This window comes from Salinisphaera sp. T5B8 (assembly GCF_040361255.1).
In the GTDB taxonomy this organism is placed as follows: domain Bacteria; phylum Pseudomonadota; class Gammaproteobacteria; order Nevskiales; family Salinisphaeraceae; genus Salinisphaera.
Window position 1 is genome coordinate 101800 of sequence record NZ_APNG01000004.1, and the last position, 26451, is coordinate 128250.

Annotated in this window: 19 protein-coding genes; 11 read left to right on the top strand and 8 right to left on the bottom strand. The window is 62.2% G+C overall.

The features are described 5' to 3' along the window. Window positions 1–2 precede the first annotated feature (2 nt). From T5B8_RS04970 to T5B8_RS04995, 6 genes are read left to right on the top strand one after another with little or no spacing between them, the layout of a single operon-like run. Window positions 3–3158 carry an efflux RND transporter permease subunit gene (locus T5B8_RS04970; protein WP_353176778.1) on the top strand — a complete coding sequence of 1052 codons (3156 nt, stop codon included), beginning with the start codon at window positions 3–5 and terminating at the stop codon, window positions 3156–3158. After that, window positions 3151–4707 carry an efflux transporter outer membrane subunit gene (locus T5B8_RS04975; protein ID WP_353176780.1) on the top strand — a complete coding sequence of 519 codons (1557 nt, stop codon included), beginning with the start codon at window positions 3151–3153 and terminating at the stop codon, window positions 4705–4707. The genes T5B8_RS04970 and T5B8_RS04975 overlap by 8 nt, the downstream gene beginning before the upstream one ends. A 29-nt stretch (window positions 4708–4736) precedes the next feature. Further along, a complete protein-coding gene (locus T5B8_RS04980) occupies window positions 4737–5879 on the top strand; it encodes an MlaE family ABC transporter permease (RefSeq protein ID WP_353176782.1) in 1143 nt (380 codons plus the stop codon). A gap of 3 nt (window positions 5880–5882) precedes the next feature. Continuing rightward, a complete protein-coding gene (locus T5B8_RS04985; RefSeq protein WP_353176783.1) occupies window positions 5883–6680 on the top strand; it encodes an ABC transporter ATP-binding protein in 798 nt (265 codons plus the stop codon). A gap of 25 nt (window positions 6681–6705) precedes the next feature. Continuing rightward, a complete protein-coding gene (locus tag T5B8_RS04990; protein WP_353176785.1) occupies window positions 6706–7689 on the top strand; it encodes an MlaD family protein in 984 nt (327 codons plus the stop codon). Then, window positions 7686–8240: a PqiC family protein gene (locus T5B8_RS04995; protein WP_353176787.1), complete on the top strand. Its 555-nt coding sequence runs from the start codon at window positions 7686–7688 to the stop codon at window positions 8238–8240. Before T5B8_RS04990 ends, T5B8_RS04995 begins: the two co-directional genes overlap by 4 nt. A gap of 425 nt (window positions 8241–8665) precedes the next feature. Here the strand turns inward: T5B8_RS04995 and T5B8_RS05000 are convergent, their stop codons facing one another. The 7 genes from T5B8_RS05000 to T5B8_RS05030 form a co-directional block, all read right to left on the bottom strand. After that, on the bottom strand, window positions 8666–9595 hold the full coding sequence (locus T5B8_RS05000; RefSeq protein ID WP_293626010.1) for an OmpW/AlkL family protein: 930 nt from the start codon (window positions 9593–9595) through the stop codon (window positions 8666–8668). A gap of 78 nt (window positions 9596–9673) precedes the next feature. Further along, a complete protein-coding gene (locus tag T5B8_RS05005) occupies window positions 9674–13144 on the bottom strand; it encodes an Ig-like domain-containing domain (RefSeq protein WP_353176789.1) in 3471 nt (1156 codons plus the stop codon). 500 nt (window positions 13145–13644) lie between these two features. Further along, complete coding sequence (locus T5B8_RS05010) at window positions 13645–14526, bottom strand: alpha/beta fold hydrolase (protein WP_353176791.1); 882 nt, start codon at window positions 14524–14526, stop codon at window positions 13645–13647. Next, window positions 14523–15404 (bottom strand): DMT family transporter, encoded by an 882-nt coding sequence (locus T5B8_RS05015; RefSeq protein ID WP_353176793.1) that lies wholly within the window; start codon window positions 15402–15404, stop codon window positions 14523–14525. Before T5B8_RS05015 ends, T5B8_RS05010 begins: the two co-directional genes overlap by 4 nt. Before the next feature lie 37 nt (window positions 15405–15441). Next, on the bottom strand, window positions 15442–16512 hold the full coding sequence (locus tag T5B8_RS05020) for a zinc-binding metallopeptidase family protein (protein ID WP_353176794.1): 1071 nt from the start codon (window positions 16510–16512) through the stop codon (window positions 15442–15444). 42 nt (window positions 16513–16554) lie between these two features. Continuing rightward, on the bottom strand, window positions 16555–17481 hold the full coding sequence (locus tag T5B8_RS05025) for an alpha-E domain-containing protein (protein ID WP_353176796.1): 927 nt from the start codon (window positions 17479–17481) through the stop codon (window positions 16555–16557). Between the two features lie 2 nt (window positions 17482–17483). Beyond that, window positions 17484–18941 (bottom strand): circularly permuted type 2 ATP-grasp protein, encoded by a 1458-nt coding sequence (locus tag T5B8_RS05030; protein ID WP_353176797.1) that lies wholly within the window; start codon window positions 18939–18941, stop codon window positions 17484–17486. A gap of 396 nt (window positions 18942–19337) precedes the next feature. On the opposite strand from T5B8_RS05030, the gene minC reads away from it, so the two are divergent. The 5 genes from minC (at window position 19338) to T5B8_RS05055 (ending at window position 24458) form a co-directional block, all read left to right on the top strand. Beyond that, window positions 19338–20096, top strand: coding sequence for a septum site-determining protein MinC (minC, locus tag T5B8_RS05035; protein WP_353176799.1), 759 nt, complete (start codon window positions 19338–19340; stop codon window positions 20094–20096). Window positions 20097–20099: 3 nt separating this feature from the next. Further along, complete coding sequence (minD, locus tag T5B8_RS05040) at window positions 20100–20906, top strand: septum site-determining protein MinD (RefSeq protein ID WP_353176800.1); 807 nt, start codon at window positions 20100–20102, stop codon at window positions 20904–20906. Between the two features lie 6 nt (window positions 20907–20912). Beyond that, complete coding sequence (gene minE, locus T5B8_RS05045) at window positions 20913–21176, top strand: cell division topological specificity factor MinE (RefSeq protein WP_353176802.1); 264 nt, start codon at window positions 20913–20915, stop codon at window positions 21174–21176. Between the two features lie 41 nt (window positions 21177–21217). Next, window positions 21218–22849 (top strand): GMC family oxidoreductase, encoded by a 1632-nt coding sequence (locus T5B8_RS05050; RefSeq protein WP_353176804.1) that lies wholly within the window; start codon window positions 21218–21220, stop codon window positions 22847–22849. Between the two features lie 391 nt (window positions 22850–23240). Beyond that, on the top strand, window positions 23241–24458 hold the full coding sequence (locus T5B8_RS05055; protein ID WP_353176805.1) for a putative manganese transporter: 1218 nt from the start codon (window positions 23241–23243) through the stop codon (window positions 24456–24458). Between the two features lie 295 nt (window positions 24459–24753). On the opposite strand, the gene T5B8_RS05060 is transcribed toward T5B8_RS05055, so the two are convergent. Next, window positions 24754–26412, bottom strand: a complete 1659-nt coding sequence (locus T5B8_RS05060; RefSeq protein WP_353176806.1) for an AMP-binding protein — start codon at window positions 26410–26412, stop codon at window positions 24754–24756. Window positions 26413–26451 lie beyond the last annotated feature (39 nt).

Below are 26451 nucleotides of genomic sequence, written 5' to 3' on the forward strand. Positions count from 1 at the left end.
AGATGATTTCTCGTTTCTTCATCGAACGGCCGGTATTCGCCACCGTTCTTTCGATCGTGATCACGCTCGCGGGCCTCATGGCCATGCGCGGGCTGCCGATTGCCCAGTATCCGGACGTGGTGCCGCCGGAGGTGGTGGTCCAGGCGACCTACCCGGGCGCCAGCGCCGAGGATATTGCCGAAACCGTCGCCGCGCCGCTCGAGCAGGAGATCAACGGCGTCCAGGACATGCTCTACATGACGTCGACGGCGTCGGACGCGGGCACGCTGCAGATCTCGGTATCGTTCGCGATCGGTACCGATCCCGATCAGAACACCATCAACGTCAACAACCGTGTGCAGGCGGCGCTGTCGCAGCTGCCGCAGACGGTGCGCAACACCGGCGTGCAGGTCGACAAGCGCTCGAGCAACATTCTCACCGTGCTCACGCTGTTCTCGCCCGATCAGACCTTCGATACCACGTATATCAGTAACTATGCGCTGGTTAACGTCATCGACGCACTCAAGCGTGTCGAAGGCGTGGGCGATGCGCGGCTGTTCGGTTCGCAGGATTATTCCATGCGCATCTGGCTCAATCCGAGCAAGATGGCGCGTTATCAGCTCACTCCGGCTGATGTGCAGGCAGCGCTTCAGGAGCAGAACTCGCAGTTTGCGGCGGGCAGCTTCGGTGCCATGCCCAACGACAACGAAATCGCGTTCACATACACCGCCAGTACCGAAGGGCGTTTCTCCAACGCGGAGCAGTTCAAGAACATCATCCTGCGGACCGAGGATAACGGCCAGGTGCTGCGCCTGGGTGATGTCTCACGCGTCGAACTGGGCGCGCAGAGTTATAGCACCAGTGGTTCGTTCTCGGGCAATCCGGCGGTTCCGTTCGCGGTGTATCTGGCGCCGGGCGCCAACTCGCTGGCGACCGTGGAGCGTATCCGCGCGCGGATGAAAGAGTTGGGCAAGGATCTGCCCAACGGCATGGAATACGAGATTCCATTCGATACGACCAAATTCGTCGATGCCTCGATTACCGACGTGGAACGCACGTTCATCGAGGCGATCATCCTGGTCGTGCTCGTGGTGTTTTTGTTCCTGCAGAACGTACGCGCCACGCTGATTCCCTTGCTCGCAATTCCGGTGTCGGTGATCGGCACCTTCGCGGGCATGTATGCGCTCGGCTTTTCCATCAACCTGCTCACGCTGTTCGGCCTGATTCTCGCGATCGGTATTGTCGTGGACGACGCCATCATCGTGATCGAGAACGTCGAACGCATCATGGAGGAGGAGGGCAAGTCGCCCAAGGATGCGGCGATCAAGGCCATGGAGGAGGTCAGTGGCCCGGTGATCGCGGTGGTGCTGGTACTGGCGGCCGTATTCGTGCCGGTCGGCTTTCTGGGCGGTTTGTCTGGCCAGATGTATCGACAGTTCGCGATTACCATCGCGGTGTCGGTGGCCTTCTCGGGGCTGGTCGCACTCACGCTGACCCCGGCCCTGTGTGCGGTGTTTCTCAAGCCGCGCAAGAAAACGCCCAACTGGTTCTTTCGCAAGTTCAACCAGATGTTCAAAAAGGCGACCGGTGCCTATCTATGGGGCGTCGATCTGCTGCTGCGCCGGGCGATTCTCGGTCTGGTGCTGTTCGTGGGCGTGCTGGTAGCGACCTGGTTCATGTCCACCCAGGTGCCGGGCGGTCTGCTGCCGCAGGAGGATCAGGGCTATATCTTCACGACCTATACCCTGCCGCCGGCGGCTTCATTGCAACGTACCGAAGAAGTCCGCGATGAGGTGATTAGCAAAAGTCTCAAGGCCATGCCGGCGGTCGAGGATATCGTCGGTGTCGCCGGTTACGACTTTCTGGCTGGCGCTCAACGTACCTATGCCGGTATCGCCTTCCTGACGCTCAAGGACTGGGACGAGCGCGGTGGCCAAGGACAGGATTCATTTTCGCTCGTAGGCCAGACATTCGGCCTTGGCGCGCAGATCCCGGATGCCCAGATCATAGCCTTCAACCCGCCGCCCATCATCGGCTTGTCGACGACCGGTGGTTTTGAGGGCTACTTGCAGAGCAAATCCGGCGACAGCTTCAACGAAATTCGTGAGGCCGCCGGCAAGGTGGTGGCCGAGGCCAATAAACGCCCCGAGCTGTCGCAGGTGCGCACCACCCTCACGACCAACGTGCCGCGCTACCGACTGGATGTGGATCGCGAAAAAGCCAAGACGCTGGGCGTGCCGATCAACGATCTGTTTGCCACCCTCCAGGCGACTTTCGGTTCGCTGTACGTGAACCAGTTCACCTATCTGGGGCGGAACTGGCAGGTCAATATCCAGTCTGATGCGCCGTATCGCGAAAAGCCGGAGGATCTGGCCAAGGTATTCGTCCGTTCGGATACCACCGGCGACATGATTCCAGTGAGCTCGCTAGTGAGCCATGAACGCAGGCTTGCAGCCGACGTGGTAGAGCGTTTCAATATCTTCCCGGCGGCCAAGATCATGGGCTCGCCGGCGCCGGGCTATAGTTCGGGCCAGGCGAACGCGGCCATCCAGCAGGTCGTGGCCGATGTGCTCGGCGGCAACAATTACCAGCTGAGTTTCACGGGCACCGCCTATCAGGAAGAAACCGCAGCCGGATCGGGCGGGATCGCCGTGCTGTTCGGCATGATCATGGTGTTCCTGATTCTGGCGGCCCAGTACGAGAAATGGACGCTGCCGCTGGCGGTGATCACCGCGGTGCCATTCGCCGCACTGGGCGCCTTCGTGGCTGTCTGGTTTCGGGGTATCGATAACAACCTCTACTTCTCGGTGGGTTTGCTGGTGCTGATCGGTCTGGCCGCCAAGAACGCGATTCTGATCGTGGAGTTCGCGGTTATGTCGCGCGAAGAGGGCAAGTCGCCTGCGGCCGCTGCCTTTGAAGCAGCCAAATTGCGTTTTCGCCCAATCGTGATGACGTCGCTGGCCTTCATTCTCGGCTGTGTACCGCTGGCGCTGGCCACTGGCGCGTCGGCGAATAGCCGTAATGCCATCGGTACGGCTGTGGTTGGTGGCATGCTGGCGGCTACGTTCTTTGCCATTCTATTCGTGCCGCTGTTCTATGATCTGGTCGAGCGCGGCTCGGCGCGGGCCGGACGTTTGCTCAACAAAAGAAAAGATGATGAAGGCAATCCCCATGCGTAAGGCCCTTCTGCTGCTCGCGGTGGCGGGCCTGTCGGCCTGTACGCTCGGCCCGGATTATCAGCGCCCTGATATCGACCTGCCGGATTCGGCGTTCGACTCGACGCTGCTGAGCAAGAGCCAGCGCCAGGAACTGGCGTACTGGTGGACGCGGTATCGCGATCCGGTGCTCAACGAGCTGATCGACGACGCGCTGGACGACAACCTCGACGTTGCGCTGCAGGCCGCACGCTTTCGTGAGGCGCGTGCACAGCTGGGGCTGACCAACGCCGACCTCTACCCGAGTATCTCGGCACAGGCCCAGGCCGCCCGTCAGAAAAGCAGCTACATCGGCCAGGGGGGCGCGGGTTCCGGCAGTAGCGGCGTCGGCGCGGGCGCCGGCGGCTCTTCGGGTACACCGACCGCCGGTCGGCGCTCGGACTATTTCTCGGTCGCCGCGACGCTGAGCTATGAGCTCGACGTGTTCGGCGGCCTGCGTCGTGCCAGCGAGCAGGCCCGCGCCGCACTGCTCTCTTCGGCCTATACCCAGGACTCGATTCGTCTGGGCGTGGTCAGCGATGTGGTTACCAACTACATGTCGCTGCGCGCGGTCGAACGCCAGATTCGGGTGACCAAGGAAACCATCGCCACCCGCGAGCGCGGTCTCGAACTCGATCAGCAGCGTTATAAATACGGTGCCATCGACAAACTGACGCTGTTGCAGACGCGTTCGTTGCTGGAAACCGCGCGCTCACAGCTGCCGCCGCTCGAACAGCAGGCCAGCGAGCTGCGATCTGCGCTAGCGATTCTCACCGGCCGGTCGCCGGCCGAGATTCTGGCCGGGGCCGAGATCGACGATGGGTCGTTCGAAGACCTGCATCTGCCTGATGACCTGCCGGTGGTGATTCCGTCGCTGCTGGTCGAACGCCGGCCCGATATTCGCGCCGCCGAGGCGCAGCTGATCGCGGCCAATGCAAGCGTAGGCGTGGCCAAGGCGCAGTTTTTCCCGACCTTCGATCTGACCGCGATGATCGGCACCGAAGCCATCGACGTGGACGATCTGTTCGAGCCGTATTCCGAAACCCAGAGTATCGCCGGCACGATCACTGCACCGATTCTGGATTTCGGGCGTCGTCAGGCCAATTACGAAACCGCGATCGCGCAGAAGGAAGCGGCCGAAATCTCCTATCGCCAGACCTTGCGCCAGGCCTTCGCCGAAGTGCGTGACGCATTGGTCGCGGTCAACCTTACCGACGAGCGGGTGGAATCGGTTCAGCGCCAGGTCGATGCCTATCGCGAAACCGTGGAACTCGCCCAGATCCGTTACGACGTGGGGCGCACGGCGTTTTTCGACGTGCTCGATGCCCAACGTCAATTGTTCTCGGCGCAGCTGGATCTGGCCGAGGCGATTCGTGACCGCTTCACCGCAACGGCCGATCTGTTCAAGGCGCTCGGCGGCGGCTGGACCGAAAACAGCGATTCGCTGAATGATGGTCTGCAGGCGGTCAGCGACTCCTATGGCCCGCAATCGGAAGATCGCACAGAACCTGACGCGCGTGACGTGTCAGAATAGGAAACCCGTTCGTTTCCTATCGAGCCTTTGTGCCGCACGTCGCGTCGCCTACGTCGAATCTGTATCGCATCGAAGCGCGCTCTGACGGCGTCGCCCTGCTGCTGGCGGGCGACTGGGGCGCAGCACTTCATGTGCCGACCGTCCAGAGCCTGACCGCACAGCTGCTCGAGGCACGTCGCGACGCGGACATGCCGGTGCTCGTCGACGGCAGCGAACTCGCCAGTGCCCACCCGCGGGTTGCCGCAGTGGTCTATGGCGTCAACGCGCAACTGCGCGAGCAGGCGTGCGATGTGCGCTACCAGTCGCTGCCGCAGAGCGTCGATGCGCTGGTTACCCTCGCGCGCCCGGCCGACAGCGATCAGAACGCACGCGAGCGCAGTCACTGGCTCAACCGGCTGGGCAAACGCGGCGGTCGGCGCGTGGCTTCGGTCGCTCATACCGCCGAGCTCATCGGTAATGCGTTCGCGGCCACGCCCAAGCTCGCAGTTGGCAAGGCTCAGGCGCGCTGGGTCGATTTCATGGCCCTCATTCGCGAAACCGGGGCCGCCTCGTTGCCGGTGGTCACGGTCGTCAACCTGCTGATCGGCGCAGTGCTGGGTTTCGTGGGGGCGGTTCAGCTGGCGGCTTTTGGCGCCGGACTGTATCTGGCCGATCTGGTCGGGATCGCGGTGGCCCGCGAGATGGCCGCGATCATGACCGCGTTCATCATGGCCGGGCGCATCGGCGCCACCTTTGCCGCGCATCTGGCGACCATGGAAGCCAACGAGGAAATCGATGCGCTACGCATGATCGGCGTATCCCCCTTCGAATTTCTGGTGCTGCCGCGTCTGACCGCGATGACGCTGATGATGCCGCTGCTGTTTATCTATGCCGCCGCACTCGGCATTGGCGGCGGCATGCTCGTGGCCGATGTCGTGCTCAATACCTCGCCGGCGAGTTTTCTCGGCCGCCTGCAGGACGCGGTGGCGATGCGCCACTTCGTGATCGGTTTCATCAAGGCGGTGTGTTTCGGCATCCTCATCGCCCTGGCCAGTTGTTATCTGGGCATGCGCGCCGGGCGTAACGCCGCCGAAGTGGGACGCGCGGCCACCCGTACCGTGGTGGTGTCGATTATCGGTATTATCGTGATCGATGCGATCTTCGCGCTGTGCACGAACGCGTTGGGGGTCTAGGCCATGGCCGAGCTCGATGCCTCGCAGCCACTGCCGGATACCGGCATTGCCGTACGTGATCTCACCCTGGCCTATGGTGATACGGTAGTTCAGCAGGATCTGTCGTTTCAGGTGCGCCCGGCCAGTATCTTCGTGATCATGGGTGTCTCCGGCTGTGGCAAGAGCACGTTGCTACGCCACATGATCGATCTGGAACAGGCCGAGCAGGGCGATGTGGTCTTCGACGGCCAGCGGCTGTGGAGTGACGACAGCGCCCAGCGCCAGGCCCTGCAGCGGCGCATTGGCGTGCTCTTTCAGAGTACTGCGTTGTGGAGTTCCATGAGCGTGGGCGAGAACGTGGGTCTGCCGTTGCAGCTGCATACCCGGCTGAGCGCGGCGGAAATCCGCGACCAGGTGGCATTCAAGCTCGCGCTGGTGGGCCTGGCCGGTCAGGAGTCACGCATGCCCAGCGAGCTGTCGGGTGGTATGCAGAAAAGAGCCGGACTGGCGCGTGCGATCGCGTTGGACCCGGATTATCTGTTTCTCGACGAACCCAGCGCGGGGCTTGACCCGATCACCTCTCAGCGTCTGGATTCACTGATAATGAACCTGCGCGACGCCCTGCAATTGAGCGTGATAGCGGTCACGCATGAGCTGCCCAGCATCTTTACCATCGCAGACGACAGTATCTATCTCGACAACGAAAGCCGCCGCGCGATTGCGCATGGTGATCCGCGTACGCTTGCGGAACATGCCGAACACGCACGCGTGCGGGCATTTCTCAATCGGCAGCCGATAGTGGCCGACGACGGCCCGTCGTAACGTCATCTCGACCCGGGGTTCTCTAATGGCAAGCAACCGCAGCTATACGGTTATTGGTCTGTTCATGCTCGGCGCGATCGTACTGACCGTGGTCGGTATTCTCGCGCTGGGCGGCAACCGGATCTTTTCCAACAGCCGCCAGGCAATCATCTTCTTCGACCAGTCGGTCCTCGGGCTGACCAATGGTTCCAAGGTGCTGTTTCGCGGCGTGCAGGTCGGCACGGTCAAGAATGTGCAACTGCGTCTGGACCCGAAAGCCGGCAAGTCCCGTATCGGCGTGACCATCGAAATGGCCGGCAACAATACGGTCATGATGAATGGCGCGCCGCCCAGTGCCCAGCTCAGTACCGAAGAACTGGTCGCGCGTGGTCTGCGTGCCCAGCTGGTCGTTTGGAGCTACGTCACCTCGCAGCTGGCGGTCAATCTGGATTTCCAGCCCGACAGCAAGCCGAAGTTCGCGGTCGATCGCGCCGATGTCGAGTTGCCCGAAATTCCGGCTGTGCCATCGCAGATCGAACAGCTCAAGGATACGGTCACGGGCCTGCCGTGGAAGGAAACGCTGGAGACCGTGAACGAAACCATGGAATCCGTTGTCACCCTGGCCAACGACATGGACCAGTTGCTCAACCGAATGGGGCCAAACCTGGAGAAGACAACGAACACCACGCGTGAAGCAATCGCCGCCGCACGTGACGCGGTATACATGAACAGCCGCCAGTTCGAAAAAACGCTCGAGAGCGTGCGTGCGCTAACCGATAACGTGAACACGCAGATCGAATCGCGTGACGAACAGCTCACGCGGCTGCTCGACAACGCCGAAGCGACCAGCGCCAATCTGCAGCAGCTCTCGGAGAATCTGGAGGATCTGACCGACCCCAATTCGGGTACACGCCAGGACGTCGAAAGCGCAATCCGGGATCTGTCGGCCGGTGCGTCCTCCATGCGGCGATTTGCCGAGACACTCGAACGTGACCCCAACGCTTTGCTATTCGGTGGAGGCCAGCGATGATGAGAGAACTAGTGCGTCGCGGTGTGACCGCGCTGTTCGTGGCGACCACTGCGGCCTGTAGTGGTGTACCGCCGTTACAACAGGTTTTGCTATCACCGCCGCAGACGGCCCGTGCGACCAGTCAGGCGAGCAGTTGGCAGGTGCGTCGGGTACGCGTGCCTGAGTATCTGGATAACTACGATATTCAACTGCGTACCGACGAATACGTGCTCACGCGCATGCCGAACGCGAAATGGGCCGAACGCCTGCCGGTGGCCATGACCCGTCTGCTGCAACAGACGATCGACGAAAAACTCGTCGGCAATCGCGGGCGCGACTACGAGGTGGATGTAACGGTCGATGCGTTCGAGCCGCAGCCGTCGGGCCAGGTCGTGCTTGCCGCGCGGTGGAAGGTCACCGAGTCCAAGGGCGAAACCGTGGTCGCCCGCGACAACACGGTCATCCAGCAGAACCTGCCGGCAAGACCGCGGGATCCCGCGGCGGTCGGACAGGCGATGTCCGATGCGGTGCGTGAACTCGCCTTCGAGATCGTTGCCAATACCCGCCATTGAGTCTCGCCGCCCAAGGGCGGACAAGTCGACCCTTCGGCTGATCGGGGCGAGGTTGGACGCCTTACTGGCATGATATCGCTGGGCTCGCGACTGTGAGCCAGACAGGTCGACCGTTCAGCTCGGCGTTCGCGAAGGCGGGCCAGGGCGCGGGGGCGGACGCGCAGGCTCGGGGCGGGGAAGTGAGCGCATTGTCGATGGCAGTCGACACACGCTTTGGAGATGCAGGGCAGCCGAACGCCGGTCACTCTTCGCGCTGTCGTTTTCCTGGGTGGGCGCGCAGAGCGCTGGCTTGTGTCGGGTCTTTGCGCTGAGAGGCTGCTTTACCTCTGCCTGTCCGCGCTGATAGTGGGGTACAGACAAACAAAAGCCGCCCCTCGAGACCGAGGGGCGGCTTGTTACCGGGTCGCCGGTGGGGTCCTGTTCTATTAGAAGCGGAAACCCATCGACACTTGATAGAGAACGGCCTTGAAATCGTTGGTCGAGCTTACCGAGCCCACGTTGACCGGGCCGACCGTCGGGCTGAGCGCCGGCGCGTCTACGACGACGTTGTTGACCGTTGCTTCGACTTCCGCACAGCCTACGTACTTCACGTCGGCGGTAACGAACAGTTTCTCGCTGAGATTCACGTCCATGCCGACCTGACCGACACAGGCCACCGGCTTGGTCAGGTTGAGCGTAGGTTCGTTACCGTAGGCGTTGAGAACCTCATTGGTGACGTCGGTATCGAAGGTGTAGAGATACATCGCGCCGGCACCGATGTAGGGCTGGAACATGGTATCCACCCACGGCCGGTAGATGATCGTCAGGTTCGGTGGCAGCGCCTTGAGCGTGCCGATCTTGCGACCCAGTGCGGGCACACCGGTCGGAATGCCGCTCTGCGTTTCCGGTGCGATCGACTCGTTGATCGCGCGGCCGCTGACTTCGAAGTCGAGCTTCAAGGGCGGTGCGAGGGTGACTTCCGCGGCCAGGTGACGACCGGTCTTCGGAATATACATGCCGATGGTGCCGCCGAGCGTCGTCTTGTCGCCCACGGATGAGCCGGTGCCCTCAAGCTCGCTCGAGCCCACGCCGAATGGCTGGGCCGCCAGGCCGTTCGCGTTATCAATTCTCAGCGACGAACTGTCGCCTTCATAACTCAGATGCAGTACGCCGACGCGGTAGTAGGTGTTGTCGTGCGCGTATTTCAGTGCCCGCTCGAAGACGCCGCCGTTGTCGTCGACGGTATCGGTCTGGGCGTTCTGGCTCGTGCCCTGGGCAAAGGCCGTGCCGGCCAGCAGCATAAGGCTCGCGCCGCCCAGGAGTTTTGCCGCGTGCTGGCTCAACCGCCGGCGCGCTGGCTTGTTCTGGTGAATCATCTCCCGTCTCCCTGTTAGATTCTTGTTCGTGTTGGAGGGCGCCGCGCCGGTCTCCCCCGGCGCGGCGGCACTCAGTTGCTAGCGATTCGGAAACGCGCGGCCGCCATGGACCGCATTGCCTACGAGCTGGAACGTGAGTTCAGCAGGCTCGATGGTGGCTGTCGCCGGAATCGGTAACCCCGCCAGACTGGCTTCGGCCTCGAGCTCGATTTCGTTCGCATTCCGCAGCGAAATGACCAGCCGCCCGTTCTGTTCGAACGTCACCGGCCCTACCAGGTTGGCAACGAACTGCTGCTGGTCGAGGCTGACGTTGTCACCGTCCGGCGCGTTGGCCACCAGATTCAGCGACGCCGCGAAGCAGGGCTCGAAGTCGTATTCAACGCCGCCCGGGAACTGGCCCGTACAGCGTTCCACGATATAGCCGGTCTGATTCGGCGTGCCGGTCGGGTTGGCATCCTGGTCGTTCGGGAAGCGCAGCAGTATGCGCCCGGTGTTGATCGTCAGCAGATCCGCACCGGCCAACGTCGCGGTAGCCTCAACGCCGGTCAGGCTGGTGATACCGCCGGGCAGCAACGACACGGGCACGCACGTCCCCGGCGTTTCGCCCACAGCCGATCCGGCGTTGGGCGTGTTGCCCTCGCCGAATTGAACGGCGTCTACGCGCGCGCATTCTGTGGTCGCTTCACGAATCGCAATCGGGCGCGCGAGCGACAGATAGTTCGCATACTTGCCATCAGGGCGATTCGGGTTCTCGATCGAAGCGAGAGCGCCAATGCCGCCGGCCTCCAGCGTCAGCAAGGCGCGATTACCCGGCTGCGGCCGTTCGCCAGCGTCGACGCGGCCGTTACCGTTGGTGTCGGTTTCCGGCAGCGTGAACTGGGTGGTGTAGTAGTCGTTGTTGGCCGCAATCGCGTCGAAGGGCATGACGATATCCGGACCGCCCGCGGTGCCGGTCGACGAGTCGGTCGAGCCGGTGCCGTTGAGCGGGTCGGTGTTGAGCTGTGCACCGTCGATGTCGGCAATCACGCCGGGTACACCTTGGGTACAACGGTCGCCTTCGGTACCGCACACCACGATCCAGTAACGCGTGCCCGCCTCAAGATAGTCGGTCGGGCGAATCGTGAAGGAGCGGGTCCGGTCGTCGCCGGGGTTGGCCAGGGCGATGGCCGCGTCGACCGCGCCCACGCATTGTCCGTTCGCGTCCATCTGCTGCAGGGCGACGCTCGCGCCTTCCACGGCGTTGGGTTCGCCACTGCCAGCTGTCAGGCAGCCGTCGGCCAGCACGATCGTGCTCGCGTCCACGAACTTGGACAGAACGGCATCGACCGGGACATTGACCGGGCTTTCGAACACCGGGTAGTTGAACGCGGCATTGCTGGCCGAGCTGCCCACGCAGTTGCCGGCGGTATCGCCACCCGTGAGGAAGGAGTCGTTCACGTTATCCGTCTCGAGTGCACAAGGCACACCGGGCGATAGGGTGCCGAGCAGCGGCGGCGCGCTGTCAGTGGTCACCTGAGGCTCGGTACGGAAGTTCATGGTCAGCCGTGGGCCGGCTGCGTTGCTGCCGCTGAGCGGGTTACCGTCGAGATCTTCGATCGCGGTGTTGAGGGTGAGGGTGTAGTCCGTATCCGGCGTGAGCAAGCCGACCGGGTCCACGACCACACTGAAGCCTTCGACACGGTAGGTCGCCTCGACGGTGGTGCCACCGCCGGTGAGCTGAATATTCTGCGCGTTGACCGTGTTCGGATCGATCGGCGACGAGAAGACGATCGCCGGACTGGATTCGATCGGGAAGCTGTTGATCGCCGCGCTGTTGTCGGTCTGGATATTGCCGTCGATACACAGGGGTTCGGGCAACACGGTCGGCGCGACGCCCTGGCTCGCGTAAATGGCGTTATAGCCCGCCGAGCCGAAGGCATACAGACAGGCACTGGGCGAGCGCGCGGTGATGACCGGGCCCACCGAATCCTCGGTGCCACTGCCGCCTTGACCATCGGTCGGGTTGGCCGGCAGCACCAGCGTCAGCTGGAAGTTGACGGTGGCGTTATCGGTACGGTTCACGTTGATGGGGAAGGTGCCCAGGGTGCTGATTTCCAGATCGCCGTTGTCGCGCGGTATGGCCAGGCCTGCTGCCTGGATATTGAGCACGCTCTGGTTGAACACGCCGTTGGCCAGCTGCTGGATGACGAAGTTTCGCGAATCCGAGGCCAGGGCGGCGGTTACCAGCGTGCCGATACCCAGATCGAAGCGCAGCTGTACCGCCGTGGGGGTTTCCACGTTGCGGTAGTCGTTGCTCATCAGATAGACGCTGACGTCGTTGATGAAGTTGACGTCGATCGGGCCGCTGTCGATCGGGGTTTCAACGCCCAGTTCCTCGCCGCCGAGGAATAGCTTGAGGCCCTTGAGCTGGAACTTCTGGCCGGCACGAATCACCGCCGGAATAACGTCGTCATAGCCGGCGGTGCCTGGGGTGGCGAGCGTGGTGGCAACGCGGTTGCGAATCGGCGGGTTGGCGTTGGCGTCGCCCGAGCCGAGCACCGGTTGGTCGTTGCTGCCGATCAGCTGCGAGTCGATGTCAATGTTGTTGATCGGCAGGCCGGTCAGCAGGTTGTCGGGCAGATCGGCCACGTCATCGGCCGAGCTGTCGTCTTCGATGACCAGCATCTGGTCGGTTGGCTGATCGCCCAGGGTCAGCACCGTACGCTGCTGGCTGCCTGCGGTCAGAGACTTGCCGAATACCGACGTAATACCGTCCGTCCAGCTGACGGTATAGTTGCCAGGTGCAAGATCCTCGTTGGGATCGAACACGATATAGCGGCCGAGCGCGGTCAAGCGCGCATCCGTCACGGCGCCGTCGGGGCCTTCAACCGTGAAGGTCTGGTTGTTGACCGTGGCGGGGTCAACCGGTTCGTTAAGAATCACGCGAATCGCGTTGAACTGCGTGAACACGCTTTGACGATTGGTTTCGGGGTTCGTTTCGCCCGGGGTCACGGTAGTGACCTGGAAGGCGCCGTCAGCGGGCCGACCTTCGGCCGGACGGCTGCGGAAGGTAAACAGCGTAGCGCCGGCATCGAAGCGGGTATTGCCGCCCGACAGAGCCTGGGTTGCCACGACCGAATAGTCACGGTTCGGCAACAGCGGCCCGTTGGGCACCAGGCGCAGGATGTTGGGTCGGTCGGCGTCGCGTTCGACCGTAATACCCGGCTGCGCGGTGCTGCCGTCGACCTGCAGCTCGAGCGCATCGCTCACGTCGCCGGAAACGCTGCCGTCGAAATTGACGACCATCAACGTATCCAGCAGCACATCCTGCTGGCCGTTGAACGGATAGGTGAAGTTCAAGCCACCGGCGGTGACTTCGCTTCGTGGATTGGACTCGCCGTTGTCGCCGCCACCGCCGCTCGAACAGGCAGGCAGAACGGCTGCAGCCGCGATGAAAAGCGCGGCCACGGCGAGGCGGCTACGGCGCGGTGGGCGCGCGTTGTACGCGCCGGTGGGCGTCGTGTCCGAGTCCTGAACGGAATCGGCACAACGCATCCGAAGAGAATGCATCGATAGCACGGCTTGTCTCCCTAGCTGTGAGCGCATCATTGCGACACGCGTTCTTTTTAGAATACCCGTCGACGACGATAAACGAGATTGATACGGCACGCCATACACGGCAGGAAAATATTTAATACCCTTGATTTTTGCCGCATTGCAGCAAACGTTCATTCGCCGGTTCAGGCGAGGCAAATCACACGTATTTTCAAGGCTTACAGGCGCTTGCCGATAGCTCTAGGTTGGATACGACCCGCCCGCGAGGCGCAACTGGGGCGATCGGTGGATACCGTAAAACCAGAGGGATTCGCGCAAAATGCGCAAAATGGCGCGGGTAATAGTGGTTTCCCGGCAGGTTCTGCGGCTGCCTCGAGAAAGGCGTGTTAACTCACTGTTTTAAGGAGACTCGCTGCCGTCGGCACCGTGGCGCGGACGAGGCGATGGCCGATGGTGGCCTCGAATCACGGGTCATTCACAGAATGTTTGCCGGTGGTGGTCAGATAAGCCCAGGTTTACGCTGAAAGAAACGTACAGATGTGATCCGCGATCGTCTGCGGCTTCTGAAGATGGAGCATGTGACCGCAGCCGTCCACCACGATATGACGCAGATCGGCGAAACAGGCGCGCCGCTCGGCCATTTCGGCTTCCCCGCAAAAGTATTTCGCTGGCGAATCACCGCCGTCGATACATAGAACGTGTGCCGATACCTCCCGCCACAGCGCCTTGGCTTCGGCAGCTCGAAATGCGTAGGGCAGTGGTACGCGGTGCCAGGGGTCGACCCGCATGCGCCGCCGTCCGTCCTCGTCCTCGATTTCGGTCCACTGTTCTGCGAGGTTTCGTGTGATTGTGTCGTTAAGCTCCGGATAGCGTTTGGCGATGCGCGATGCGGTGGTATCCAGATCGTCGTAGACCTTTTCACTCGGTGGTAGGGCGTGTGCGTCGAGCCAGCGGCGATAGCGATCGGGTACCCCCGCGACGCTGCTGTCCGGCACATTCAGGCTGTCGAGTGTGACCAGGTGCGATATGCGTTCGGGGCGGGTGCCGGCATAGAGGCTGGCCACCTGGCCGCCCATGCTATGAGCGATGAGTGCAACGGGCGCGTCGCGACCAACGAGCGTGTCCAGCAGTCGTTCCAGATCGAGTAGATAGTTCGGAAACCAGTAGCTGTCGTTGATGGCCGTGGTGGCGCCATGGCCACGCCAGTCGGGCGCGATGTAGTGATAGCGGTCTGGCTCGATGGCCTGCATGGCGGCGACCAGGGGCTCGAAGCTGGCGCCGGTGTCCATAAGACCGTGCAACAAAACCAGAGGCTGGCCGCTCGGGTTGCCGGCTTCGCGCACCGCGTAATCGATTTCGCCAAGACGTACCGAGCGGATGAAAGCGCATAAATTCATATCGTGACCTGTCGAGAATGACGCGCTGCGCGGGCATGAACGACCGCCTGGCGCCAGTAGAAAACAACGAGTGCACCCAGAATGATCGTAATCGCGGTCAGTGTGGCCTGGGTGGGTATCTCGCTTAGAAACAGCCCGGCCCATAGTGTGCCGAAAACGGTTTCCAACAACATGAGCAGGCTGACCTCGGGCGCGGGCAGATAGCGCGGGCCGCGGCCGATCAAGGCGAAGGCAAGCGGTAGCGAGATCGCAATGCCGGCGAGGGCGGCGATGCCCGGTCCTGCCAGCGAGAACGGCTGGGCGAAAAAGGCGGTGGCAGTGGCGATGATCAGGCCGCCGAGTGCCAGTCCAGGCAAAGTATCGCCTTGGCCGGTGGCCCGCATGACAACGAACATTGCACCAAACACCATCGCGGTTGCGATACCCGCGAATCGCCCGATCAGGCTACCCGCGCCGCCGAGCGCGATCATCAACAGCCCGGCCGCGATCACGGCTGCGGTCAACCAGGTGCGTAGCGGCGCACGTTCGCCCAGAAACACCACGCTGAACAACGCAGCAAAGATCGAGGCCGTGGCGAGGCAGCCCAGCGTATCCGCGATGGTGGTGTGGGCAATGGTGAACACGAACAGTATGTTGCTGAGCGCAAACAGCACGCCCAAACCCCAGCCCAGCGGACTGCGCAGTGCCTTGAAGATCGGCCGTGCATCGCCGCGTTCGCGCCAGAGGAGATAGCAGGCGAGCCCCACGGCCAGCGCTACGCCGCGCCAGAACAGTGTCGTCGCGATATCGGTATCGAGCAGCCGGATAAGAATCGAGTCCGGGCTGAGGACCAGAACGCCGGTGCCGGTCAGAATGACGCCACGAGCGCGACCGCTCAAAATGCGCAGCCGAAATACGGCACAGCGGTTTGTAAGACTACGCGTTCGCTGCGTTGTCGTAGGGTTCGATTACGCGATGGATGAACTCGAGTTTGCGCCGTGCGCCCGCGTTGAGCACGAACGGATAAGCGTCGGCCAGGCCCATACTGCGATTGACTGCGTTCATGCCAATGGCCAGATGAGTCCAGCGGTGCATCAGACCGTCGAACTCCTGTGCCTGTTTCTGCCAGGGCGGGCGTGCCACCAGCTGGTATTCGGTTGCCGTATCGAGTGTGTCGCGAATGTGCAGATAGTGTGCCCACGATTCAGCCCAGTCCTCCCAAGGATGGGCCGAAGCATAGGGGGTTACGAAGTGCTCTTGCCAGTTTGCCGGCGCGCCATTGGCATAATGCTGCTGCAACGATTGGCCATAATCGGCTCGCTCGTCGCCGAACAGTGTCCGGTATTCGCCGATCCAATCGGTTTTTTCGATCAGCCGCGCCCAGTAATAGTGGCCGATCTCGTGGCGGAAATGGCCGATGAGGGTGCGGTAGTGTTCGCCCATCTGCTCGCGCATGCGGGCCCGCGCGACGTCGTCGGCTTCGGCAATATTGATAGTGATGGCGCCGTTGGCATGGCCGGTGGTCACTTGGGCCTGGCCGGCGAGCGGTTCGGTGAACTCGGTTTCGGCGTCGGCATCGGCCAGAAAGTCGAAACACAGGCCGAAGTCCGGGTCTTCGTCGCGGCCCACGATCGGCAGGCCGAGCTGGCGTAGATTGAATATCAGGTGGCGCTTGGCGTTTTCGAGCCGAGACCACAGTTCCAGATGTCGCGGTGCGTCGAGATCCGGAATGGTGCGCGTGAGTCGGCATGAGGGGCAAAAATGGTGCGGGGATTCGTCGGGTACGAGCCAGTTGCAGACATTGTGCTGCGTATAGTTCTGGCACAGCCGATAGACGCGGCCGGTGACGCTGCCGGCCGCGGGCACCCGCCAGCGGCCATCGCCGGTTGCTTCCAGTGCGGTCATGAGCATCGCTTCGGGGGCGAAGCCAAGGGTTCGCTCGCAGACCAGGCAACGGGTATTGCGAAAAAAGATCGAATTGCCGCACTGGCAGTAGAAGTCACGCATGGCGTCGAAAGTCGCCTCGCCGGCTGGAAGGGCAGATCGCTATCATTGCTGAAAATAGCGGCTTTGGATCGTGTCGTTGATCGTACTGAGTTCAATCTGCATACGATCGAGGAATTCGCTCAGTCGGTAGCCGGTGAGCGTGCCGGGGTCCACATCGTTGAGTACCTGGACTGCGCTGTCGACGGCGCCCACGCAACGCGAGGAGGTGGGCAGTCGAACCAGCCGATCGGTGGCGGCGTTCAGACAAAAGCGTACCGAGCGGGGGAACGCGCTGTCGGCGAGCAGAAACCGGATCACGCCGGCGCCGGTGACGCGCACGCGTACGTGACGACGGTACATCTGAAAGGCGCTCAGCGATTTCAAGACGCTGATCCATTGGACGGTCTGGTAGGGCCGCAGTTCGCTGATGTCCTCGTCCAGAAGGTCCGCGCTGCGCACATCGATGATGCGTGTGGTCATGTCCGCACGCTCGAGCTGCAGGCCCAGCATGAACATGTCGTATGCCGCATCGCGACTCATGCCGGACTCGATCAGCCCGGCCATGTGCCGTGCGTTGCGCACGACATGGTCCATTACCCGCGATCGGGCGAGCCGGCTTCCGATATGCTCGCCTTCATCGGCGATGAACAGATGCAGGCCGTTGATATCCTCCCAGACTTCCCGCGGCACCAGATCGCGGGCGCTGCGCAGGTTTTCGCGTGCGCTGGCCAGGCAGCTGGCGATCGAGCTCGGATGCAGCCGGTCGGCCACCAGGAAACGCATGACGTTGGCTTCGCTGTCGTCAGGGTAGCGCTGCGCGAACAGATCCTCCGCGCCGACGATCTCGACAAGCGCGCGCCAATCGAAAGCCGTGGCACGTGGCATATCGAGCAACAAAAGGCTGGTTGCGTTGATCAGGCGCGATGTGGATTCAGCGCGCTCGATATAGCGTCCGGCCCAGAACAGATTCTGTGCGAGTCTCGAGAGCATGCTCAGACCTCCTCGTCCGCGACGATCCAGGTGTCCTTGCTGCCGCCACCCTGAGAGCTGTTCACGACCAACGAGCCTTCGCGCAGGGCGACGCGGGTGAGTCCGCCCATGGTCACGAATGCATCGTCGTCCGGGCGCGAAACGATGAACGGCCGCAAATCCACATGGCGCGGCCGCGCGCTGCCGTCGATGAGCGTCGGCGCGGTCGACAGGGCGAGCGTGGGCTGGGCGATATAATTGCGTGGGTTGCGCTGGATCAGCTCGGCGAACTGCTTGCGCTCGGCAGCCGTCGAGCGTGGCCCGATCAGCATGCCGTAGCCGCCGGACTCGTTGGCCGGCTTGACCACCAGCGAATCCAGATTGGCCAGTACGTGCTCGCGATGCGTGTCGTTCATGCATAGCCAGGACGGCACGTTCGGTAGCTTGGCGTCCTGATCGAGGTAGTAGCGGATGATCTCGGGCACGAACGCATAGACGACCTTGTCGTCGGCCACGCCTGCGCCTGGCGCGTTGGCGATGGCGACATTGCCGGCCCGCCAGGCGCGCATGAGCCCGGCCGTGCCGAGCATGGAGTCCGCGCGAAAGACCTCCGGGTCGATAAAGGCGTCGTCCACGCGCCGGTAGATCACATCCACGCGCTGTGGGCCGTAGATCGTGCGCGCATAGACACAATCGTCGCTGTCCACGAACAGATCGCTGCCCTGAACCAGTTCGGCGCCCATCTGGCCGGCCAGCCATACATGCTCGAAAAACGCGGAATTGAATACCCCCGGTGTGAGTACCGCGACATTCGGGGTCACGTCCTTGCGCGGCGATAGCGCGTTGAGCGAATCCAGCAGTTCGCTGGCGTAGTCGTCGACCGGCAGGATGTTGTGCTGGGCGAACAGCTCCGGGAACACGCGTTTGGAGACGAGCCGGTTTTCCACCATGTAGGACACGCCCGATGGCACACGCAGATTGTCCTCGAGTACATAGAACTCGCCGGCACCGTCGCGCACCAGATCCGAGCCGCAGATATGCGCCCAGATATCGCCGGGCGGGCGCATGCCGACGCATTCGGGGCGAAAGTTCACCGATTGCGCAAGCACCTCGCGTGGGAATACGCCGTCGGCCACGATGCGTTGATCGCCGTAGAGATCGGCCACGAACAGGTTGAGCGCGGTCACGCGCTGTTGCAGGCCTTCGCGCACGCGATCCCATTCCGACTTGGGAATGGGGCGCGGCAGGATATCGAACGGCCAGGCCCGATCGATCATTCCCGCATCGGAATACACGGTGAATGTAATGCCCATCGATTTGATCGCCAGATCGGCGGCCGCACGCCGGGTTTCCAGCTCGCTGCGGCCGAACTCGCCGAGATGGCGCACCAGCGCATTTGCCGCGCTGCGGGGACGGCCCGCGTCGTCGAAGGCCTCGTCAAAAAAACCGGGGCTTTGATAATCCCGCCACAAGTCGTTCATGAATAGATGCTTCCCATCGACGAATCACGCAGGTCGCGGATTTCTATGCAAGACGTAGACCGTAATCTTCAAGGAATCTCTGTATAACCTGTCGCGGTCGCGCCGGCGTGCTTTGCGCGTGGCTGGCAAGGAGAGGCAGACGTAACGTGCTGGTTGCACGGTGCGCCTGCCTCGACGCCGACCAGGCGCGCGCAAAGCCCTGGCCCCTGTGGGGTTCGGCCTCAAATGCGCCGCGACTGCGTTGTGCGAGCTTGACCTGCCAATGAGGCAGGCGCTGCGCTCGCACGCCTTGTCGCAACGCATTTGAGGACTCGAACGCGAACCGCGAGAGGTTATGCAGAGATTCCTTAAACAGCGTGCTAGACTCCCCGGCTTGTTTTCGAGAGTTATTCGGGCATGGCGGATACAACGACCGCAGCCGGTGCCGGCGTCGTGTTCAAGGGTCGTATGATGACCCTGACGGTGCTCGAGGTCCGCGAGACTGACAGTACACGTATTTCACAGCAGATTGACGACCAGATGGCGCGTGCGCCCGGTTTTTTCGAGCGCATGCCGGTTTTGCTGTCCTTGCCCGAGCAGGTGCCCGACCTGAGGGGTCTGCGCGATATCATTCGCGCTGCAGGCATGATTCCGGTCGGCGTGCTCGACCCCACGCCCGAGGTGCGCGAGGCCGCCGAAGCCGCCGATCTGGCGACCATGGATTCGCCAGCGCGTGGCGCGGCCAAGGCGACCGCCGAAACCGGCGCCGAGCAGCCGCAGGCCGCGCAGCAGCCGGCCAGCGAAAAGCCCGCGGCAGAGCCGGTCAGGCGCGAGGAGCCGCCCCGCACGCCCACGCGGCTGATTACCAAGCCGGTGCGTTCGGGCCAGCAAATCTATGCGCGCGGCGGCGATCTGGTGATTGCCACCTCGGTGTCCGAGGGGGCCGAGGTGCTCGCCGATGGGCATATTCATATCTACGGTGCGCTGCGAGGCCGCGCACTTGCCGGTGCGACCGGCGATACCGAAGCACGGATCTATTGCCGGCGCTTCGAACCGGATCTGGTCGCGATCGCGGGCTGTTACAAGGTTGCCGACGCGATCGAAGAGGGGGTACGTTCCAGGGCCGTATCGGTTCGCCTGGATAACGATAACTTGAGCATCGAATTGCAGGAGTAAAGAGTGGCAAAGATCATCGTCGTCACGTCCGGCAAGGGCGGGGTCGGCAAGACCACCACCGCCGCTTCCTTTGCGGCCGGGCTTGCCATGCGGGGGCACAAGACCGTCGTCATCGATTTCGATGTCGGTCTGCGTAATCTCGATCTGATCATGGGTTGCGAGCGCCGCGTGGTGTTCGATTTCATCAACGTCATCAGCGGCGAGGCCAACCTCAAGCAGGCGCTGATTCGCGACAAGCGTTATGACAACCTGTATATCCTTGCCGCATCGCAGACCCGCGACAAGGACGCGCTGAACCAGGAGGGCGTGGAACGCACGCTCAACAAGCTCGCCGAAGACTTCGAATACATCATTTGTGATTCGCCGGCCGGTATCGAAACCGGTGCGATCATGGCGATGTACTTCGCCGACGAAGCACTGGTAGTCACCAATCCGGAAGTCTCCTCGGTACGCGACTCCGACCGTGTGCTGGGCATGCTGTCGTCCAAGACCAAGCGCGCCCAGGAAGGCGGCGAGCCGGTCAAGGAACATCTGGTGGTAACCCGCTATGCGGCCAGTCGTGTAGGCAAGGGCGAGATGCTGTCGCTCGACGATATCAACGATATCCTGGGTATTCCGCTTCTTGGCGTCATTCCGGAATCCGAGAAGGTGCTCAACGCCTCCAACTCGGGCATGCCGGTGGCCATGGAAGACAACGCCGATGCCGGCCAGGCCTATCTCGATCTGGTGGCGCGTTTTCTGGGCGAGAACCGCCCGATGCGCTTCACCCAGGCCAAGAAGAAGTTTCTCGACCGGCTGATGGGGAGGTAACGGACCATGGGTTGGCTCGACGTATTCCGAAGCGAGAAAAAGACCTCGGCGCAGATGGCCAAGGAGCGTCTGCAGGTGGTGGTCGCGCACCGGCGCAGTGGCGGTGGCGATCACCCGGCGTATTTCCCGCAACTGCAGCAGGACCTGCTGGCTGTTTTGCGTAAATACGTGCAGGTTGGCGACGACGCGGTGCAGATGGAAATCGAGCGCGAAGGCGATCTCGAGGTGTTGGAACTCAATATCACCCTGCCTGAAGACGCCCGTCACTAGACCAGGCTATAAAAAAATATGAAACAGCCGGAGGAGCTGGCATGCCCACGACAGAGCAGACGTTCGATTACATCATCGTGGGTGGCGGCTCCGCCGGCTGTGTTCTCGCCAATCGACTGAGCGCCGATCCCGATGTCTCGGTGTGCATGCTCGAGGCTGGGCCGGCGGACTGGAACCCGCTGATTCATATCCCGATCGGCATCATCGGCCTGATGTGGTCGAAGATGTTCAACTGGGCGTATTACACAGCGCCGCAGAAGCACATGAATTCGCGCGAGATGTTCTGGCCGCGCGGCAAGACGCTGGGCGGTTCCAGTTCCATCAATGCCCAGTGCTATACGCGCGGCAATGCCTGGGATTACGACCACTGGGCCGAACTGGGCAACCGTGGCTGGGGCTTTGACGAAATGCTCGGCTATTTTCGTCGCTCGGAAAAATTCGAGGCCGGTGCCAGCGAATACCACGGCGCCGAGGGCACGTATTGCGTGAGCGCTCCGCGCCACGTCAATCCGCTCAATCAGGCTTTTATCGACGCAGCCCAGGCGTGCGGTCTGCCGCGTAACGATGATTTCGGTGGTGCCACCGAAGAAGGGGTGGGGCTGTATAGCGTGGCTCAGAACAACGGCCGGCGCTGCAGCAATGCCGATGCCTTCCTGCATCCGGTGGCGGATCGCAAGAACCTCACCGTCATCACCCGGGCGCGGGCGAAAAAGATTCAGGTTGAAGGCAAGCGCGCGGTGGGCGTGACCTACAAGAAAGGCTGGTTCGGCGGCGATCATACGCTGCGCGCCAGGCGGGAGGTGCTGCTGTGTGGCGGTGCGATCAACTCGCCGCAATTGCTGTTGCTCTCCGGTATCGGGCCTAAATCCGAAATCGAGCCGCACGGTATCCCGCTCGTCCACGAGCTCAAGGGTGTGGGGCGCAATCTCCAGGATCACCTCGATGTCAGCGTAATCGACATCGAAAAGACCAAGCTCAGCCTACGACTGGGGCCGAAGTTTCTGTTCATCGAGGCGCCCAAGGCGGTCTATCAGTATTTCGCGCAGGGACGCGGACAACTCACCAGCAATGTCGCCGAATCCGGCGGTTTTGCCCGTAGCGACGAGGGCCAGCCCCGGGCCGATCTGCAGCTACATTTCATTGCTACTATCGAGCAGGATCACGGCCACAATCTGTGGAACACGATCAAACACCACGGCTATACGCTGCGCGTGTGTGACCTGCGGCCGAAATCACGTGGATATATCGGCCTGAAAAGCGCCGATCCCATGGCCGATGCCCTGATCGACCCGAATTATCTCGATCACCCGGACGATCTCGCCCAGTTGGTCAAGGCTGTGAAACTCGGCCGGCGCATCCTGCATGCCGAACCACTGGCCAAGCATCGCGACCGTGAGCTCGAGCCAGGCGAAACGGTCACGGACGATGCAGCGATCGAGGCCTTCATCCGCGAGCGCGCGGAAACGATCTACCACCCGGTCGGCACCTGCAAGATGGGCCACGACGACGAAGCCGTGGTCGACGACCGCCTGCGTGTGCACGGCATGCAGGGGCTGCGCGTGGTCGATGCCTCGATCATGCCGACGCTGGTTGGTGGTAATACCAATGCACCGACCACCGCTATCGCCGAAAAGGCGGCCGATATGATCCGGGAGGATCACGCTGCGACCTGACCTGGCGGGTCGAATGCGCCATTTAGGTGGGCGCATGATTTCCGTTCGGTAACCAGACGGCGGCTGCACTCGTGGTTTCTAGCGCATGGCGGCGCTTTCATCGCCGCGGGGCCGAAAACCGCCGTTCACCTCCTGCGCCGGTGTTTGCCTGAGCCTGCGATAAATACGTGCATGCACAATCGGGGTATGCGCGGCTAGCGCTGTAAGCGCCCTGCGCCCAGGTTCGATAACGGCGCTATTGACCGGCGCCACGGAACCTTCATACCGCCAGCGCCCCTCGACTGCAGGCGCGCATCCCCTGGCCGATAGTTCGTCACGACCGGCTTGCAGCCGCAGCATCCTTCGGATACCTTCGCATTAATTATTAGCCAAGGCTAACAATAACTGCAAAATGAAAGAAACAGCGCTTTCAGCCATTCCAGCACGGGGACGTGGCTTTGCCGGCTTCGGGCGTTTCAATGCCCGCTGGCTGGTGCCGTTGGTGTTGTCCGTGTTGGTGGTCAGCGGTACCGACCTCGGACTGCTCGTGCGCGATACGCTTGCCGAGGCCTATCTGCAGGTCACGGTATTCGTGGCCGCGACCCTGATCGCGATCTATGCGCTCGAGCAGCGTTTTGCCTTCGATCTGAATACGCGGATGGCGCAGGCCGGTGTTGGTCAGGTGCCAATCGCGGCTTGTCTGGGTCTGTTGCCCGGTTGTGGCGGTGCCATCGTCGTGGTCACCCAGTTCGTGAATGGACGTATTGGCTTCGGCGCGCTGGTCGCGGTGCTCGTTGCGACCATGGGCGATGCCGCGTTCTTGCTCATCGCCGCCGCGCCGCAGACCGCCGGGGTGGTGCTTGGCGTGAGTTGGCTGTGTGCGGTGGCGTTCGGCTGGGCGATAGACGGGTTGCATGGGCGCGATTATCTGCGGCCGCGGCCTGTTGCCAGCCAGGCTCAGGGGTCGTGTGTCGTCGAGCCAGGCGGTTTCGGGCTGACCATTGACCGTGCTTGGCTGGGGTTGTTGGTCGCGGGCACACCGTTGGCGGTGGCGATCGCCTTTCAGCAGGACCCAAACGCCTGGTTTGGCGGGTTTGCCGTCTATGAGCCGGTGACCTGGTTCGGCTGTGTGGCCGCGATCGCGGCCACGGCCCTATGGGCATCGCGTATCGACGAGTCCCGCACGCACAGCGTAGCGAGGCCGCCGGCCGCAGGCCCGACCAATCCGGTATCGGTGGCATCCGGGCCGTTGGCCTGGGCACGCCAAGCGCGCTTCGATACGACGTTCGTAACGGTGTGGGTGATCGCGGCCTTCCTGTTATTCGAGTTGGGTATTGTTGCCACCGGTATCGCCCCCGAGGCGTGGTTCGTGGCGGCCGCGCCGCTGATGCCGCTGATCGGGGGGCTGGTTGGCTTCATTCCCGGTTGCGGGCCGCAGATTCTGTTGACTACGCTTTATTTGAGCGGGATCGTGCCGCTATCGGGGCTGCTCGCCAATGCAATCGCCAACGATGGCGACGCGTTGTTTCCGGCGATTGCGCTGGCGCCGAAAGCGGCTGTCATGGCCACGCTCTACTCGGCGATACCCGCCTTGCTGGTCGGTTACGGCGCCTTCGCGCTGGGGTACTGACGTGATAACGCGTTTGACCGGCGCGTCGCAGCCCGGTCGCGGGCGCCGAGCCGCCGGCGTCTGCGCGAGTGCAGCCGACTGCGACGAGTCAAAAGGCCGGCTGGCCCGTGCCGGCTGTATCGAAACGGGTCGATTGGGTCGCTTACGATATCGCTCTAATCGAACTGCGTAAGCCATCCGGCGGCGGATGTACGCGGTGTCCGTGGGGCGATGGTCGCATCAACAAAAAAGGCCGCTGGCGTAGTGCGCAGCGGCCTCGATCGAGTCAGCATGCACCGTCATGGGTGCGTGCCGGTTACTTGTCGCGCAGATCCTTGCGCAGGATCTTGCCGACATTGGACTTCGGCAGTTCGTCGATAAAGGCGACCTGCTTGGGCACCTTGTAGCCCGTCAGCTCCTTGCGGCAGAACTCGATGAGTTCGTCCTCGGTCAGGCTATCGTCCTTCTTGACCACGAAGACCTTCACGGCTTCGCCGGTCTTTTCGTTCTCGACGCCGATACAGGCGGCTTCGAGTACCTTCGGATGCTGGGCGACGACGTCTTCGATCTCGTTGGGGTAGACGTTGAAGCCGGACACGAGAATCATGTCCTTTTTGCGGTCGACGATATAGAAAAAGCCTTGGTCGTCGTAATTGGCGACGTCGCCAGTGCGCAGGTGCTCGCCGAAGAAGGTCTTTTCGTTTTCCTCGGGCTTGTTCCAGTAGCCGGCCATCACCTGCGGGCCTTTTACGCACAGCTCGCCCGGTTCACCCGCACCGACTTCATTGCCGTCGTCGTCGCGGATCGAGACTTCCGTGGAGGGCAGCGGCAAGCCGATGGAGCCGTTGTAGTCGTCGAGGTCGAGCGGGTTGATACACACGCCCGGCGAGGCTTCGGTCAGGCCATAGGCTTCGATCAGCGGAATGCCGGTAATCTTTTTCCATTTCTCGGCCACCGCGCGCTGTACCGCGGCGCCACCGCCCAGGGTGATCTTCAGGCGCGAGAAATCCAGTTTGGCGAAGCCGTCGTCGTTGACCAGCGCATTGAACAGGGTGTTCACGCCGGTAAAGGCGGTGGGCTGGTGCTTTTCGAATTCCTTGACCAGCGCGGGAATATCACGCGGGTTGGTAATCAGTACGTTCTTGCCGCCCTGCTGGAAAAACACCAGGCAGTTCGCCATGAGCGCGAACACGTGGTAGAGCGGCAGGGGCGTGATGATCAGTTCCTTGCCCTTGTCGGTCCAGGGATCGAGCCAGGTCTGGGCCTGAGCGATATTGGCGACCATGTTCTTGTGCAGTAGCACTGCACCCTTGGCCAGGCCGGTCGTGCCGCCGGTGTATTGCAAAAAGGCGATATCGTCGGGTTTGACGCCTGCCGGCTTGAACGTCTGTTTGGCGCCCTTGGCCATCGCGTCGTTGAACTTGACCGCGCCCGGCAGCTTGAAGCTGGGCACCATGCGTTTGACGTATTTCACCGCGAAGTTGACGATCGTGCCCTTGACCGTAGGCAGGCAATCGCCGATCTGGGTGGTGATGATCGCTTCCAGCGGCACCTTGTCGACGATTTGTTCGAGCGTGGCCGCGAAGTTCTCCACGATCACGATCGCGCGCGCGCCGGAGTCGGAAAGCTGGTGTTCGAGTTCGCGCGCGGTATAGAGCGGGTTCACATTCACCGCCACCATGCCTGCGCGCAGGATGCCGAACAGCGCAATCGGATACTGGAGCAGATTGGGCATCATGATCGCGACGCGATCACCCTTGGAAAAACCGAGATCGTTCTGCAGGTAGGCAGCGAAATCGCGGCTGCGGGCCTCGATATCGGCATAGCTGAGTTCGCAGTCCATGTTGCTGAAGGCAACGGCGGAATTGAACTCACGACAGCCGCCTTCGATCAGATCGACGAGCGTTTCGCTCGAGTCGATATCGATTTCCTTGGCGACGCCCTCGGGGTAACGGTCCAGCCAGATTTTATTCACGAATTCTCCTCATGGATCGGCGATGTCGCCGGCGCGCGC

Bases quoted from the DNA above. Each gene is read 5' to 3' on its own strand.
- T5B8_RS04970 (WP_353176778.1), top strand. From the start codon at position 3: ATGATTTCTCGTTTCTTCATCGAACGGCCGGTATTCGCCACCGTTCTT.
- T5B8_RS04975 (WP_353176780.1), top strand. From the start codon at position 3,151: ATGCGTAAGGCCCTTCTGCTGCTCGCGGTGGCGGGCCTGTCGGCCTGT.
- T5B8_RS04985 (WP_353176783.1), top strand. From the start codon at position 5,883: ATGGCCGAGCTCGATGCCTCGCAGCCACTGCCGGATACCGGCATTGCC.
- T5B8_RS04990 (WP_353176785.1), top strand. From the start codon at position 6,706: ATGGCAAGCAACCGCAGCTATACGGTTATTGGTCTGTTCATGCTCGGC.
- T5B8_RS04995 (WP_353176787.1), top strand. From the start codon at position 7,686: ATGATGAGAGAACTAGTGCGTCGCGGTGTGACCGCGCTGTTCGTGGCG.
- T5B8_RS05000 (WP_293626010.1), bottom strand. From the start codon at position 9,595: ATGATTCACCAGAACAAGCCAGCGCGCCGGCGGTTGAGCCAGCACGCG.
- T5B8_RS05005 (WP_353176789.1), bottom strand. From the start codon at position 13,144: ATGCATTCTCTTCGGATGCGTTGTGCCGATTCCGTTCAGGACTCGGAC.
- T5B8_RS05010 (WP_353176791.1), bottom strand. From the start codon at position 14,526: ATGAATTTATGCGCTTTCATCCGCTCGGTACGTCTTGGCGAAATCGAT.
- T5B8_RS05020 (WP_353176794.1), bottom strand. From the start codon at position 16,512: ATGCGTGACTTCTACTGCCAGTGCGGCAATTCGATCTTTTTTCGCAAT.
- T5B8_RS05025 (WP_353176796.1), bottom strand. From the start codon at position 17,481: ATGCTCTCGAGACTCGCACAGAATCTGTTCTGGGCCGGACGCTATATC.
- T5B8_RS05030 (WP_353176797.1), bottom strand. From the start codon at position 18,941: ATGAACGACTTGTGGCGGGATTATCAAAGCCCCGGTTTTTTTGACGAG.
- minC (WP_353176799.1), top strand. From the start codon at position 19,338: ATGGCGGATACAACGACCGCAGCCGGTGCCGGCGTCGTGTTCAAGGGT.
- minE (WP_353176802.1), top strand. From the start codon at position 20,913: ATGGGTTGGCTCGACGTATTCCGAAGCGAGAAAAAGACCTCGGCGCAG.
- T5B8_RS05050 (WP_353176804.1), top strand. From the start codon at position 21,218: ATGCCCACGACAGAGCAGACGTTCGATTACATCATCGTGGGTGGCGGC.
- T5B8_RS05055 (WP_353176805.1), top strand. From the start codon at position 23,241: ATGAAAGAAACAGCGCTTTCAGCCATTCCAGCACGGGGACGTGGCTTT.